Source organism: Nonomuraea fastidiosa, assembly GCF_042751225.1.
In the GTDB taxonomy this organism is placed as follows: domain Bacteria; phylum Actinomycetota; class Actinomycetes; order Streptosporangiales; family Streptosporangiaceae; genus Nonomuraea; species Nonomuraea fastidiosa.
The window spans coordinates 3,901,717-3,915,638 of the sequence record NZ_CP170570.1 but is presented as its reverse complement, the minus strand read 5'-3'; the positions used below and the strand labels follow the sequence as shown (position 1 = coordinate 3,915,638).

The window sequence follows — 13,922 nt, the reverse complement described above, 5'->3', positions numbered from 1 at the left end:
CGGGCCGAGCCGGTCACACCGGCTCGGTGAGCTCCTTGCGCTGCTGCGGCACGCCGGCCAGCGACCGCTGCCGCGAGGTGAGCAGGGCGGCGACCGGGCTGGGCTCGCGCAGCCGGTTGATCCGGTCGCGCATGTGCTTGCGCATCCTGCTCGCCTTGCGCTTCTGCATCGTCTTCTGGGCCGTGGTGATGTGCTCCTTGGACGGCTTGGGCGCGCCGCTCAGCTCGTAGCCCATCGACTCCAGGCGGTCGCCGAGCATGTGCTCGCACAGCGAGATCTCCCAGGGCTCCAGCCGGTTGGCCCAGCTGCCGACCCGGCTGCGGGTGACCTCGCGGTGGGTGTTGCTGTGCCAGACCTTGTGCTGCGGCACGGCCACGCTGGCCGCCTCGCGCGGCGAGATCATCGCGGGCGAGAATTCCTCGTCGAGGAAGTGGCAGAGCTTCTTCAGCTCGGTCATCGGGTCGTCGGTGAGGTCTTCGTAGCGCAGCTCGTAGTAGGTGTCGTCGGGCAGCGTACGGCGCAGCTTGCCGCCGGCGTCGATGGCCTCGGCCCAGGTCGAGATGGCGTGGAAGGAGTCGAGGGTGTACCAGGGCATCTCCTTCAGCGAGGCCACGCAGTCGCGGCCGTCCCTGATGAGGTGGATGAACTGGGCGTCGGGGAAGAGCCTGAGCAGCATGTCGACCTGCTTGACGTAGCTGGGCCGCTTGTCACCCCAGCGGACCTTGTCGAAGCGGTCGGCGTACATGCGGAAGGCGGTGCCGAACACCGAGCCGAGCGAGCCGGGGCCTTCGACGACCTGCTGGACGAACTCGTCCTTGTCGATCTTCAGCTCGCGGAACTTCGTGCTGCGGTCGGTCGCGATCCACTGCGCCAGCGCGCGGCGCCGCTGGGGGACCCGCAGGTCGCCCCACTTGCGGCGGCGGTAATAAGCGGGAACGAGGAAGCGCGTCTCCGGCGGCACCGCGATGCGCGGGTGCGAGTGGAGCATGAGCTGGAGCATCGTGGTGCCGGACCGCGGGCATCCGATGACGAAGACTGGCCGGTCGTTCATGTCGTACTAACCCCCGAAAACTTAGACGAGAACGTGCTCTCGGCTCTGCTGAGGCGAGCCCACGCCGTGCCTGCGCGTGAAGAGCCACATCCGGTACACAAGGAAGACCTCGTTGGCGAGCAGCAGCGCCCCCGACGTCGCGGCGAGCGGGATGAGCGCCCACGCCCCCGCGATGGGCGCGATCACGAACACCGCCGCGTGAAACTCGATGCCGCTCACGAGGTGCGAGCGCACGCGATGACGGGCCAGGAACCTGTTGAGCCTGCGGAAGAACCGGTGGAAGGTCCGCGACCGGGGCGTACGCCCCCGCGGCTCGCCCTCCGGGTGCTCGGTGAGGAAGGGATCCGGGCCGACCGGGTCCACCCCGAGTGGATCGGCCCCTAGTGGATCGGCGCTGATCTGCTGCGGGCCGCCCAGGAGGTGCGGTTCGGCCTCCTGCCGTTCCTCTCTGATGGCCTCGCGCACGCGCTTCATCTGCGGTGCGTTGACGTATCTGAACAGGTCCAGGACCGCCACCGCCGCGCCGAGCACGACGTAGCGCACGTCGCCTGTCAGCGCGTACTGCCCGTACGCCAGCCCCCCGGCGCACAGGACGACCCTGATGCGATCCCCCACGTAGTCCAGCCAGAGGCCGAACGGCGTGCCCGTGCCCTTCAGCCGGGCGATTTTGCCGTCCACGCAGTCGATCATGAAGCTCAGATAGAAGAAGCCCGCGCCCGCTATGAGGTGGTTCGCCGCGAAACATGCGGCCGACACCGTGCCGAGGACCAGCGAGAGCACGGTGAGGGCGTTGGGCGTGAGCCGGGTGTGGTTGGCGACGGGAAGGGCGACCCGGCAGGCGACCGGATCCACGAAATAGACGGTCCACCAGGAGTCTCTCCGCTTGCGTGTCTCGTAGACGTCATCCAGCGAATAGGTCCTCATGGATCCCAGCATGACCACGCGACGCGCCGAAGCGATTACGCTCTGGAACTACTGGGGGATGTCCATGCCTGTTCTTGACCATCCCGGCACTGACCCCAGCGACGACCACCGCCACGTTCCCCCCGACTCCCCGTCGCGGCACCAGCCCTTGAAGACCAGGCCGCGCATCTCGGCCCGCACGCCGAGCTTCCAGGGGCGGGCGGCGCCGGCCAGGCGGGCGGGGTCCACGGTCGCGATGACGCCGTAGCGGCCCTTGCGCCGCACCTCCAGCGGCACCCTGCGGCGGCCGTCGCTGAGCCAGAGGTTCACCTTGGGCACCTTGCGGTCCACCCGGTGGATGCCGACGTGGACGCGCAGCCGGTACTCGCCGCCCGTCCAGGTCCACTCCTCGACCTTGGCGATCAGCTTGAGCTCGTCGCGGGCGTCGAACACCTCGTCGGGGATGCGCAGGCGGCGGTCGCGGAAGAACGGGTAGTCGCCGTACCAGCCGGTCGTGCGCCAGCCGCGCGGCACCACGCGGGCGCTGTCCTCGCGTCCGCGACGGAACTCCCGCACGGTGCGCAGCTCCCGCAGCAGCCCGCGCCGCAGCAGGTGCAGCTCAAGGCGGCGCAGCGAGGGCGCGCTCGCCAGCACGTGCGGCCCCAGCTCGGCCAGCCAGGCCCGGCCCAGCTCCAGCAGCGGCCCCGGGTCCTGCGATCCCTCCGCGCACCGCTCCAGGGCCTGGAACAGGAAGACCGTGTCCTTCTCCAGCACGAGCGCGTCGAACCCGTCGAGCAGCTCGGGCGCGCGGTCGTCGAGGAACGTGCGCACCGAGCGGATGGCCGACAGCCGCTCCTGGAGGTTGGGCAGCTCGGAACGGCGCTGGGTGATCGAGGTGCCGCCCTCCTCGCGTTTGCGCCAGTGGTAGACGACGTCGCCGACCATGTCCACGCCGGTCGCGAGCACGTGGGCCTGCATGGCGACCGGCACGTCCTCGTAGATGCCGGCGGGGAAGCGCAGGCCGCAGCGGTCCCAGAAGGCGCGCCGGTACACCTTGTTCCAGACCGTGCGGTCCCTGATCAGGACCGGCTTGTCGGTGATGTGCGTGCACAGGTGCGGCCTCCTGAACACCTTCTCGTGCAGGACCGACTCTTCGAGCTCGCCGTCCACGAGCCGCCGCACGGCGCCGGTGGCGAGGTCGGAGCCGGTCTCGGAGAGCGTGCCGACCAGCCGCTCGTACGCCTCGGGCGGCACCACGTCGTCGCCGTCGGCGAAGGCCAGGTACGTGCCGCGCGCCCTGGCGATGCCCCGGTTGCGCGCAGGACCCGGCCCCATGTTGTGCTGGACGACCAGGACGAAGCGGCTGTCGCGCGCGGCGAAGTCCTCGGCGACGCGCCCGCCGCCGTCGGTGGAGCCGTCGTCCACGACGATCACCTCGATGTCCTCAAGGGTCTGCGCCGCCAACGACTTCAGGCACTCGGTCAGGTACGGCTCCACGTCGTGAATGGGGACGACCACGCTGAGCAGGGGGATCATGCCTTATTGCTCCTTGCACTCGGTGTGCGTTCGAGGGCAGCATGCCGTGGCGCCCGCCCCGCCTACGCCTGCGATGGCCGTCCCTGATGAGCTCTTTACCGAGCACGTAATCCGCTACGTTGTGCAAAGGATCGAGCACGAACGGTAGGGGGAGCCGTGTTGAGAGCAGCCCGCGAGGACGACCTGCCGGCCATGCGCCACTGGCGCAACCACCCTCGGGTCCGCGCCACCAGCTTCACCACGCACGAGATCACGCCGGACGAGCACGCCCGCTGGTGGGCGGCCACCCGCGCCGACACGAGCAGACGCGTGCTGATCTACCACCACGAGGGGGCCGCCGCCGGGGTCGTCACCTACACCGGCATCGCGGGCGGCGCCGCCCACTGGGGCTACTACCTCGACCTCGACGGCCTGGAGCGGCAGGGGCTGCTGCTGCCCGCCTGGATCGGCCTGGAGCGCGCGGCCATCCAGCACGCCTTCGGCCCGCTCGGGCTGACCACGCTGCGCGGCGAGGTGCTGGCCGGCAACGAGCCGGTGCTGCGGCTGCACCGGCGGTTCGGCTTCGCCGAGGTGGGCTCCTACCGGCGCGAGATCGACGGCGTGCCGCGCGACGTCGTCACCATCGAACTCAGGAAGGAGCACGCATGATCTCCATCGGGGGGCGGCCGATCGGGCCCGGGCATCCGCCGTTCGTCGTCGCCGAGATGTCCGGCAACCACAACGGCAGCCTGGAGCGGGCGCTGGCCATCGTGGACGCGGTGGCCGACGCCGGGGCCCACGCGCTGAAGCTGCAGACGTACACGCCCGACACGCTGACCGTCGACTGCGACGCGCCCGCGTTCCGGGTGGGCGACGAGCACGAGCTGTGGGGCGGCGAGACGCTCTACCGGCTCTTCGAACGCGCCAGCACGCCGTGGGAGTGGCACCGGCCGATCTTCGAGCGGGCCCGCGAGCGCGGGCTCGTCGCGTTCTCCGCGCCCTTCGACCCCACGGCGGTCGAGCTGCTGGAGAAGCTGGAGACGCCGGCGTACAAGATCGCCTCGTCGGAGATCGTGGACCTGCCGCTGATCCGGCTCGCGGCCGGCACCGGCAAGCCGCTCATCATCTCGACCGGCATGGCCACCGCCGCCGAGATCGACGCCGCCGTCGCGGCGGCCAGGGGCGCCGGGTGCACGCAGCTCGCCGTGCTGTCCTGCACGGCCACCTATCCCGCGCCGCCCGGCGAGAGCAACCTGCGCTCGCTGCCGCTGCTGTCCGCGCTCACCGGCGCGGTGGTGGGTCTGTCGGATCACACGCCGGGCATCGGGGCCGCGCTGGCGGCGGTCGCTCTGGGCGCGTGCGTGATCGAGAAGCACGTGACGCTGTCGCGGGCCGACGGCGGCGTGGACGCCGCGTTCTCGCTGGAGCCGGCCGAGCTGGCCGCGCTGGTGGCCGAGAGCGAGCGGGCCTGGCAGGCGCTGGGCGAGCCGGTGATCGGGCCGCGGCCGTCGGAGCGTGAGGGGCTGCGGTTCCGTCGTTCTCTGCATGTCGTACGCGATGTGCGGGCGGGCGAGCCGGTCACCCCTGAGAACGTGCGCTCGATCCGGCCCGCCGGTGGGCTGCATCCCGACGCTTTCGACCAGGTCGTGGGACGGCGGTTCGTCCGTGATGTTCCGCTCGGTACGCCGCTGAGCTGGGATCTGATCTAGCGCCACTCACGGCTGGATCCGAGGCTTCCGCAGGAGCCGGCGTTTCGGCAGGAGGGCGAGGAGGGCGTCGGCGACGCGCTCCCTGCCTTTGCCGTCCACCAGCCCCCGGCCTCGGCCGCCGAGCTCGTCGCGGGCGGCGGGGTCGGCGAGCAGCCGCGCCAGCACGCCGGTGGCCTCGCCACAGGGGGACGGGCCGAGCGGGGCGGCCGCGCCCAGGCCGACCAGTTCCTCGTAGCCGATGAGCTGGTTGTCGGCCACCCAGGTCAGCGCCGTCGGGACGCCGAGGTGCAGCAGCTCCCAGACGGCCGAGCCCGCCGCCGTCACCACCAGGTCGGCCGCCGCCATCAGCTCGGGCAGCCGGTCGGTGGGCGGGATGACGGTGATCGAGCCGGCGTCGAACGGCGCCGGGCTGACGACCGTACCGGAGAAGGGCAGGCCGGTGGCGTTGAGCGCGTCCGCCCAGCGAGGGGCGACGCCCGCGCTGTCGGTGCCGCCGAAGAAGCAGAGCACGCGCGGCGGTCCCGGCTCGCGCGGTGGCCGCGTACGCGCCCGCACGCTGTCGCGCAGCAGCACGTAACGGGCGCCGGCAAGCCGCCGGCCCGGCAGCGTGAAGGGCCGTCGCTCGGCCCCGAGGTTCTGGTCGAGGTAGAGGTCGGCCTCCTGGCCGAGCGGGTCGCCGTCGATGATGGCCAGCACCGGCAGGCCCGCCGCCCTCAGCGTCGCCCCGGTGTCCTGCGGCAGCGCGTACGAGTCGAGTACCACCGCGTCCAAGGCCAGCTCGCGGGCCAGTGCCGCCAGGCCGGCGGGCTCGCCAGGGGCCGGGACCAGCGGCAGCCCGCGCCCGTCGAGCTGGGCCCGCGCCCACGGCGAGTCGCGTACCTCGCCCAGGAAGACGACCTCGACGCCGCGGGTGACCAGCTCCTCCGCGAGCGCCACGCAACGTACGAGATGGCCGACCCCGCTGCGCGCGCCCGCGTCACAGCGCACCCCGACGCGCACCGCCCCGCCCGGCACCTCGCCCGAAGACCCGCCGGGCGAACCGCCCGGCACGGCCGCGCCCAGAGACCCGGCGCTCACGCGTCCTGGAGTGCCTTCTGCCGGACGTGGGCGTTGAGACCGCACACCTCGGGATGCTCGCGCAGCCACCCGATCAGCGTTCTCGCCGGGACGCACCGGTCGCCGAGCGCGGCGACGACGGCGGAGATCAGCCGCCAGTCGTCCTCGGTGTCGAGCGTCACCCGCAGGTCGCCGGCCGCCGGGCGGTAGGTGAGGCCGAGCAGCCGGGACTCGCCGGGATGCTCGTACAGGTAGGAGGTGACGTGGGTGCGGTGGAAGCCGGTGGCCTCACGGTCGGCCCTGGCCAGCGCGGAGCGCCCGGCGATCTCGACGTCGAGCCCGCGCGGCAGCGTGCGCTCCAGGCTCGTGCTCAGGTAGTCGAGCCCGGGAACGGCGCGGAAGACCAGCGCGGCCTCCCTGATCACGGCCGGGTCGAGCAGCGGGCAGTCGGCGGTGAACCGCATGACCGCGTCGCACCGGCGCCCGTCCAGCGCCTGCACGAACCGGGTCAGCACGTCGTCGACCGGCCCCCGGTGGCAGGCCACGCCGAGCCGGTCGCACTCGCGGGCCACCGCGTCGTCGGCCTGCTCGGTGGTGGTGGCGACGAGCAGGTCGTCGAGCGCGCCCGCCTCGCGCGCCGCGCGTACGACCCAGGCGAGCACCGAGCGCCCGCCCAGCTCGCGCAGCACCTTGCCGGGCAGCCGCGTCGATCCCATCCGAGCCTGGATGATCCCCACAATCCGCACCGAAGCCCCAATCCCCCGTGTGACTCTTCGTCATCGTGTGGTCGCGCTATGCTACCGGCTTGCCACGACGACTACAGCGCCGTCCGGCGCACTCAGGGGGCCACGTGAGCATTCTCAGTGGATCGTCGATTCTGATCACCGGAGGCACGGGGTCCTTCGGCAAGGCCTTCATCCGCCACGCGCTCGACTCGCTCGGGGTCCGCCGCCTGGTGGTCTTCTCCCGCGACGAGCTCAAGCAGTACGAGAGCAAGCAGCTCTTCGGCGACGACGAGCGCCTTCGCTGGTTCATCGGCGACGTACGCGATCGCGACCGCCTCACCCGCGCCATGCACGGCGTCGACCACGTCGTCCACGCCGCCGCGCTCAAGCAGGTCGACACCGCCGAGTACAACCCGTTCGAGTACGTCCGCACCAACATCGCCGGGTCGCAGAACGTCGTGGAGGCCGCCATCGACTGCGGCGTGCGCAAGGTCGTGGCGCTCTCCACCGACAAGGCGAGCAGCCCCATCAACCTCTATGGGGCCACCAAGCTGGTCGCCGACAAGCTGTTCGTCTCGGCCAACCACTACGCCGCCGCCCACGAGACCCGCTTCTCCGTCGTGCGCTACGGCAACGTCGTCGGCAGCAGGGGCTCGGTGGTGCCGCTCTTCCAGCGCCTGGCCGAGCAGGGCGGCAGCCTGCCGATCACCGACAAGCGCATGACGAGGTTCTGGATCACGCTGGAGCAGGCCGTCAGGTTCGTGGTCGACTCGTTCGACCTGATGCAGGGCGGCGAGCTGTACGTTCCGCGCATCCCCAGCATGCGCATCACCGACCTCGCCGAGGCGCTGGCGCCGGGCAGCCCGATCTACGAGATCGGCGTGCGGCCGGGCGAGAAGCTCCACGAGGAGATGATCGGCCCCGACGACAGCCGCAGGGCGCTGCGCCTGGCCGACCGCTACGTCGTCCAGCCGACCATCGCCACCTGGGGCTACAAGCCGCCGGAGGGCGGCGAGACCCTGCCGGAGGGCTTCTCCTACCGCTCCGACACCAACGACCAGTGGCTGTCGGTCGACGACCTGCGCGCCATGGTGAACGGCTGATGCTGCCCTACGGCCGCCAGTCGATCGACGAGTCCGACGTCGAGGCCGTCGCCGAGGTGCTGCGCGGCGACTGGCTGACCACCGGGCCCGCGGTCGGCAGGTTCGAGGCGGAGCTGGCGTGGTGGACGGGCGGCGTGCCGTGCGTGTCGGTCACCTCGGGCACCGCCGCGCTCCACGTCGCCTACGTCGCGGCCGGGGTGGGCGCGGGCGACGAGGTCATCACCTCGCCGCTGACGTTCGTCGCGACGGCCTCGACGGCGGCGCTGCTCGGCGCGCGGGTGGTCTTCGCCGACGTGCAGCCCGACACCGGCAACCTCGACCCCGACGCCGCCGCCGCGCTCGTCACCTCCAGGACTCGGGCGATCACCGCCGTCGACTACGCCGGCCATCCCGCCGACTACGACGAGCTGCGCGAGGTGGCCGGGCGTTGCGGGGCGGCGCTGGTGGCCGACGCCGCGCACTCGCTCGGGTCGGCGTACAAGGACCGGCCGGTGGGGTCGCTCGCCGACCTGACCACGTTCTCGTTCTTTCCCACCAAGAACGTCACCACGGCCGAGGGCGGCGCGGTGGCGGCGGCCGACCCCGCCATGCTGCGGCGCGCGGCCCGCTTCAGGAACCACGGCCTGGTCAGGGAGCCGGCCGAGCAGCGTCACCCCGACGAGGGCGGCTGGCACCAGGAGGTGCACGCGTTCGGGCTCAACTACCGGCTGCCCGACGTGCTGTGCGCGCTCGGCATCAGCCAGCTCCGCAGGCTCGCGCGCTTCCGCGAGCGGCGGGCTCGGCTGGTCGCCCGTTACGACACGCTGCTGCGCGACGTGCCGGGGCTGACGCTGCCCGCGCAGCGCGCCTACGTCAGCCCCTGCCGGCACCTCTATCCGGTCAGGATCGGCGGCGGGCGGCGGCGCGAGGTCTACGACCGCATGCGCGCGGCCGGCATCGGCGTGCAGGTCAACTACGTACCGGCCTACTGGCATCCGGTGTTCGAAGACCTCGGCTACCGCCGCGGCCTGTGCCCCGGCGCCGAGTCCTACTACGCCGAGGAGCTGTCGCTGCCGCTGTGGCCCGGCATGACCGACGCCCAGCAGGACCGCGTCGTCGAGACGCTGGCGGGCATCCTGCGCTGAGCCCGGTCGTCAGCGCTCGGCCAGCAGCAGGCAGCCGTCCTCACTGCGGTCGATGAGGAAGCGGCGCTCGTCCACGGTCGTGATCGTGCGCTGCCGCGAGCGTACGATCGGGCGCAGCGGGCGGCCCTGGTCGATCATCACTTCCCACCACGACTCGTGGCCCACGCACTCGTCGATGCCGGCCAGCGGGACGCATGCGCTGAACTTCTGGCCGTCCAGCTCCACCGGGAAGTACATCTCCTCGCCATCGCTCTTGCGCCGCAGGCGCAGCACGGGCTCGCCGTCGCCCAGGTCGGTGAGCCGTCCCGACAGCAGCAGGTCGCCGCCGTCCACCCGGCAGTCGCCGATGACCGCCTGTGCGGTGCGCACCCGGATGCCCCAGGCTCCCTTGGCGCTGCGTACCGGCACCAGCCACACCCCCGACGTGCGGCGCGGCGCGGGTATCAGCGGCGGCAGCCAGCGCGGCCCGGCCACCCGGCACTCAAGGCGCAGCCCGCCGCCTTTCACCCGCACGTGCAGATCCCACTGGCCGTGCCGGGCGAGCTGCCCCCGCGACATCACCTCCGGGTCGAAGGCGAACCTGAACGGGAAGGCGTGCTCGGGCGCGCGGACGCCGTCCTCCTGCTCGACATCCTCCCAGGTGGGGAAGCTGTCGTTCTCCGACAGCACGACGGTGTCGCCGGTGCCGCGCTCGCGCAGCCACGTACGCACCCGCGCCCGCCGCAGGTCGCCCACGTCGAACCTGCCGACCGCGACCCGGCCCGCGCCGTGCAGCACGCCGTCGTGCCAGTCGAGGCTGACCAGCCTGGCCTGCAGGCCCAGCTCCTCCGAGACCTCCGACAGGTGTCCCGGCATGGCGGGGTGGCGGCCGTACCAGCGCTTGCGCAGCCACCCCGACGAGCCGACCTTCGGCAGCAGCCGGCCCTGCCTGGCCTCGGCGTAGACCCGCGACAGCTCGCCGAGCCTGCGCCGGTGCAGCAGGTGCACCATCAGGCGGTGCTCGAACGGGATGCTCAGCCACGCCTCACGCGACACGCCGTCGAGATAGCGGGCGGCCAGGTCCACCAGGTCGGGTTCGGCGTCCTCGCCCATGGCGGCCATCGCCTCCACCGCGACCGTCATGTCGATGTCCAGCGTGTCGCGGTCGAAGTCGGTCTTGAGCCCGGGGGCGCAGCGCGCCAGCAGCTCGGCCGTCTGCGTCACCGACAGCAGGCGGTCGCGCAGGTTGGCCGGCGCAAGGCGGCGCTGGGTGATCGAGGCGTTCTGCTCGTCGCGCTGCCGCCAGTGGTAGACGACCCTGGCCAGCACGTCCACCGACTCGGCACCGACGTGGGCGGCCATGGCGACCGGCTGGTCTTCGTACATGCGCTCGGGGAAGCTCAGGCCGAGGCGGTCCCAGAAGGAGCGGCGGTAGACCTTGTTCCACAGCATGCGGTCGCGGACCAGCAGCGGATGCCGGGTGATGTGGGTGCGCTTGGCCGGTTTGGCGAACGCCTGCCGGTGCGCCCACGACGGGATGAGCAGGTTGCGGTAGAGCCGCATCACGTTGCCGCAGGCAAGATCGGAGCCCGTCGTCTCCAGCGAGGACACCATGCGCTTGAACGCGTCGCGCGGCACGGTGTCGTCGCCGTCCACGAACGCCAGGTAGGTGCCCGTCGCATGGCGTACGCCCACGTTGCGGGCGTGGCCCACCCCGTGATTGTCCTGGCTGAGCAGCTTGATGCGCGGGTCCTGCGCCATTCTGGCCTCGACGGCGGCGGCCCCCTCGTCGCCGCTGCCGTCGTCCACGCAGATCACCTCCAGGTCGTCCAGCGTCTGCGCGGTGATGGAGTCAAGGCAGGGTCCGATGTACTTCTCGACGTTGTGGAACGGGACGATCACCGAAAGAACCGGCACAGGAGCTCCTCATCGTGTGGTCAGCCGGACAGCAGCCGCATGACGCGGCGGGCGACCTTGCGGGGGCGGGCCAGTCGGCGGGAGAGGCGGTATCCGAGCGTTCTGCGGTAGGCGGTGGCCTTGCGCTGCGTCCTGCGCAGCTTGGCCTTGGCCCGCACCAGCTCGCGCTCGCGGTAGGACAGCTTGGTCTCCAGGCGGGAGATCCTGGCGAGGGCGGCGGTGAGCTGGTCGGCGAGCCGGTCGCGGGCGCCCAGCAGATCCCGGTACGTCGGCGCGTGCTCGCCCAGCTCGGCCGGCTGGCCCAGCTCGGCGTCCAGCTTGCGTGCCAGGTCGAGGTCACCGTGGTCGCAGGGCCGCTCGGCCATGCCGCACAGCGTCAGCGCGAGCTGGTCGGCCTGCAGCGGCCACGGCCACGGATGGTGGTGCCCGGCCGCGAGCAGCCGGACCGCGAACCGCCACAGGATCCGGCACAGCACCACGCGCGGCTCCCGCGGCGTGACCGGGGCGGCGGACGGGTTGACCGCGGCGAAGCGCTCGCCGTCGTAGACCAGGCTGTCGGTCGCCGCCGACACCTCACCGCTTCGCTCCAGCCACTCGGCCAGCGACGACAGCAGCTCGCGCACGGTCTTGACGTCCTCGCGGGCGCACGCCTCGACCAGGATCTCCTCGACCACGCGGCCTGCGGGGACCGGGCGCTCCTCGCCGTCGGGCAGGCGCCTGGTGCCGTGTCCGGTCAGCTCGTACAGGGACCGCCCCTCCTCGATGAGGCCGAGCGGCAGCTCCACCGGATGCGCCGGGTGCCCGCTTTCCGCCGGCGCCGGCTGCACCCGGTCACCGCTGTCCGCGGACACCGGCCCCGACGGCGCCGGATGCGCCTGGTCGGCGGTGAGCGGCGGGCGCGTGGCGACGGCCAGCCACAGCGGTGCCAGCTCCTCGCCGAGCCCGTGCCTGAAGACGAGCCTGGTCAGGCTGAGCGGGTCGGCCACCAGCATGCGGTCGCTCTCCCGGGCGCTCAGCGGGAACGTCAGCGCCTCGGGCAGCTCGCCCGCCAGCGCCTCGCGCGACAGCAGCGAGCGCGGCGCCTCCCGGTCGGGGTAGGCGGCGTAGCAGCGCTGCGGGCTCAGCCCCGCCGACTCCAGCCCGTGGTCCAGCGCCGCCGGGCCGCCCGGGTAGCTGGGGTCGAAGCCGTGCGGCGCCCACTGGTCGTCACCGCACTCGCGGTCGGCGGGCCTGGCCTCGATGAACCGGTCGATGCCGAGATCGTTGCGCACCACGAGGACCAGCCGGCCGCCCGGTCTGGTCAGCCCGGCCAGCGCGGCCAGCGACTCGCTCCACGCCGACGCGGGCGCCTCCGCCGAGTGCGTACGCAGCAGGCCGTCGAGCGCCAGCACCAGGTCGTACGGCTCGGCGACGTCCAGCGCCTCAAGCCGCCCGCAGAACACCTCCAGCTCCGGGTGCCGCTCCCCCAGGGCGCGGGCGTCGGGGAACGAGCGCACCAGCGCCGCCGCCGAGCCCGCCCTGGCCACCACGTCGTCCACCACCTGCTCCGGGTGCGGGCCCACCAGCAGCACCCTGCCGTCCGGGGGCACCAGCCGCCTGATCAGCTCCAGTGCCGCGCCGCGCCACTCGGTGACGCCCCCGATGCCTGACATGTCCGACCAGAGCAGCATCTCGCCGCCGATCAGCCGTACGTTCGCGGGCGCCTCGTTCACGCTCATCTCCGCACTCCACCCCGCTCGCCCGCTTCAGCCCCCTTGAGTCCGGCCGCCGCCTTCGGCAGGTCGGCACGGACCGCCGCGCCCGCCCCGGAACGTGCGCCCTCCTCGGAACGTGCGGCGGCCCCGGAACGTGCGGCCGCCTTCGGGAGGTCGGCACGGACCGCCGCGCCCGCTCCGGGATGGGTGGCCGCGGCGGTGGGCCGGGGGCGGCGTCTCGTCACCGCCGCCGACGGTGCGTTGCGGGCCCGCTTCCATCCGAACATTCGCCGTAGCTCCTCCGGTGTCGCCTGATACTCGAATCCCAGCTCGCGCCGCGCCACCTCGGCCGCCAGCTCGGTATCGACCTGCGTGCCGTGCAACTCGGGCCAGAGCCGCATGCGGCGGGCGGTGCCGCCGTACTCGGGCCGCTCGTCCTCGTACTGCATCGGGTCTCCGTAGACGGCGACCTCGCAGCCGACGGACGCGCCGTAGAACAGCGCGCTGCCGAGCCGGTTGGAGGCCACCCTGCGGTGGCGCCGCAGCTCGACGAGCTGCTTGCGCAGGAAGTCGCGGCCTCTCGCGTCCCAGCGGGAGCCGCGCTCACCGTGACAGATGACCCGGAACCCCCTCGATTCGTACGCCCGCCGAATGTCCGGATTTGCGAATTCCAACCAATAAAGGCAGACCGTTACCGGGCCAATCTCGACATCTCGGATTTCATCGGCGAGCCTGGCATGGTCTCCGCTGACGGAATACTTCTCCCAGCCATGAAAGGGATACCAGATCGTACCCTCGCGATCCTGCCGTACGCCGAGGTCGGGCTCCAGGTAAAGAAGGTAGATCCACGGCGCGCCGATGAGATAGTGCCCCCGCCGGCCCATCGACCATCCCCTGCGGCGCAGCACGTCCGACCAGATGAAACGCGGATATCCCGGGCTGCACCAGTGGTCGTTCGGCGGAAATCCATGCAGATAGTTCCATCCATGCTGGAGGAAACCTTGAATGCGCTTTGGCGCCTCATCCGGCATGCCACAGTATCTGCCGAGAATGCGGGAGTGCCCGTACCAGTGATTAGATTCGTCCATCATTCCCCCCGTACGGCTGGCGTGTCCTTCCCGACATTCCCAGCACCCATCACGGGTC

General features: G+C 72.0%; 12 protein-coding genes. 4 read left to right on the top strand and 8 right to left on the bottom strand.

Annotated features, from left to right (window positions below; genetic code table 11):
- Positions 1 to 13: 13 nt before the first annotated feature.
- From ACFMQL_RS18190 to ACFMQL_RS18180, 3 genes are read right to left on the bottom strand one after another with little or no spacing between them, the layout of a single operon-like run.
- Positions 14 to 1,051: a sulfotransferase gene (locus ACFMQL_RS18190; protein WP_364068465.1), complete on the bottom strand. Its 1,038-nt coding sequence runs from the start codon at positions 1,049 to 1,051 to the stop codon at positions 14 to 16.
- Between the two features lie 21 nt (positions 1,052 to 1,072).
- Positions 1,073 to 1,975, bottom strand: coding sequence for a CDP-alcohol phosphatidyltransferase family protein (locus ACFMQL_RS18185; protein ID WP_378786173.1), 903 nt, complete (start codon positions 1,973 to 1,975; stop codon positions 1,073 to 1,075).
- A 48-nt stretch (positions 1,976 to 2,023) separates the two neighbouring features.
- Complete coding sequence (locus ACFMQL_RS18180; protein WP_364068469.1) at positions 2,024 to 3,490, bottom strand: glycosyltransferase family 2 protein; 1,467 nt, start codon at positions 3,488 to 3,490, stop codon at positions 2,024 to 2,026.
- 156 nt (positions 3,491 to 3,646) lie between these two features.
- On the opposite strand from ACFMQL_RS18180, the gene ACFMQL_RS18175 reads away from it, so the two are divergent.
- Positions 3,647 to 4,138 (top strand): GNAT family N-acetyltransferase, encoded by a 492-nt coding sequence (locus tag ACFMQL_RS18175; RefSeq protein ID WP_364068471.1) that lies wholly within the window; start codon positions 3,647 to 3,649, stop codon positions 4,136 to 4,138.
- Positions 4,135 to 5,178: a pseudaminic acid synthase gene (gene pseI / locus ACFMQL_RS18170; protein WP_364068473.1), complete on the top strand. Its 1,044-nt coding sequence runs from the start codon at positions 4,135 to 4,137 to the stop codon at positions 5,176 to 5,178. The genes ACFMQL_RS18175 and pseI overlap by 4 nt, the downstream gene beginning before the upstream one ends.
- A gap of 6 nt (positions 5,179 to 5,184) precedes the next feature.
- Here the strand turns inward: pseI and ACFMQL_RS18165 are convergent, their stop codons facing one another.
- Positions 5,185 to 6,255 (bottom strand): PseG/SpsG family protein, encoded by a 1,071-nt coding sequence (locus tag ACFMQL_RS18165; RefSeq protein ID WP_378786170.1) that lies wholly within the window; start codon positions 6,253 to 6,255, stop codon positions 5,185 to 5,187.
- Positions 6,252 to 6,971, bottom strand: a complete 720-nt coding sequence (locus tag ACFMQL_RS18160; protein WP_378786168.1) for a cytidylyltransferase domain-containing protein — start codon at positions 6,969 to 6,971, stop codon at positions 6,252 to 6,254. The genes ACFMQL_RS18165 and ACFMQL_RS18160 overlap by 4 nt, the downstream gene beginning before the upstream one ends.
- 113 nt (positions 6,972 to 7,084) lie before the next feature.
- On the opposite strand from ACFMQL_RS18160, the gene pseB reads away from it, so the two are divergent.
- Together pseB and ACFMQL_RS18150 are read left to right on the top strand one after the other, a co-directional pair.
- A complete protein-coding gene (pseB, locus tag ACFMQL_RS18155; RefSeq protein WP_364068479.1) occupies positions 7,085 to 8,062 on the top strand; it encodes a UDP-N-acetylglucosamine 4,6-dehydratase (inverting) in 978 nt (325 codons plus the stop codon).
- Entirely contained in the window at positions 8,062 to 9,186 is a 1,125-nt protein-coding gene (locus ACFMQL_RS18150; protein ID WP_378786166.1) for a DegT/DnrJ/EryC1/StrS family aminotransferase, read from the top strand. Before pseB ends, ACFMQL_RS18150 begins: the two co-directional genes overlap by 1 nt.
- Before the next feature lie 9 nt (positions 9,187 to 9,195).
- Here ACFMQL_RS18150 and ACFMQL_RS18145 read toward each other — a convergent pair whose 3' ends face one another.
- The 3 genes from ACFMQL_RS18145 to ACFMQL_RS18135 are packed head-to-tail and all read right to left on the bottom strand — an operon-like array spanning position 9,196 to position 13,807.
- Positions 9,196 to 11,082, bottom strand: a complete 1,887-nt coding sequence (locus tag ACFMQL_RS18145; protein ID WP_378786164.1) for a glycosyltransferase family 2 protein — start codon at positions 11,080 to 11,082, stop codon at positions 9,196 to 9,198.
- A gap of 20 nt (positions 11,083 to 11,102) precedes the next feature.
- Positions 11,103 to 12,800, bottom strand: a complete 1,698-nt coding sequence (locus ACFMQL_RS18140) for a hypothetical protein (RefSeq protein WP_364068486.1) — start codon at positions 12,798 to 12,800, stop codon at positions 11,103 to 11,105.
- The gene (locus ACFMQL_RS18135; protein ID WP_378786163.1) at positions 12,797 to 13,807 is read right to left on the bottom strand and encodes a hypothetical protein; all 1,011 of its coding nucleotides are present in this window, start codon (positions 13,805 to 13,807) and stop codon (positions 12,797 to 12,799) included. Before ACFMQL_RS18135 ends, ACFMQL_RS18140 begins: the two co-directional genes overlap by 4 nt.
- Positions 13,808 to 13,922: the final 115 nt, after the last annotated feature.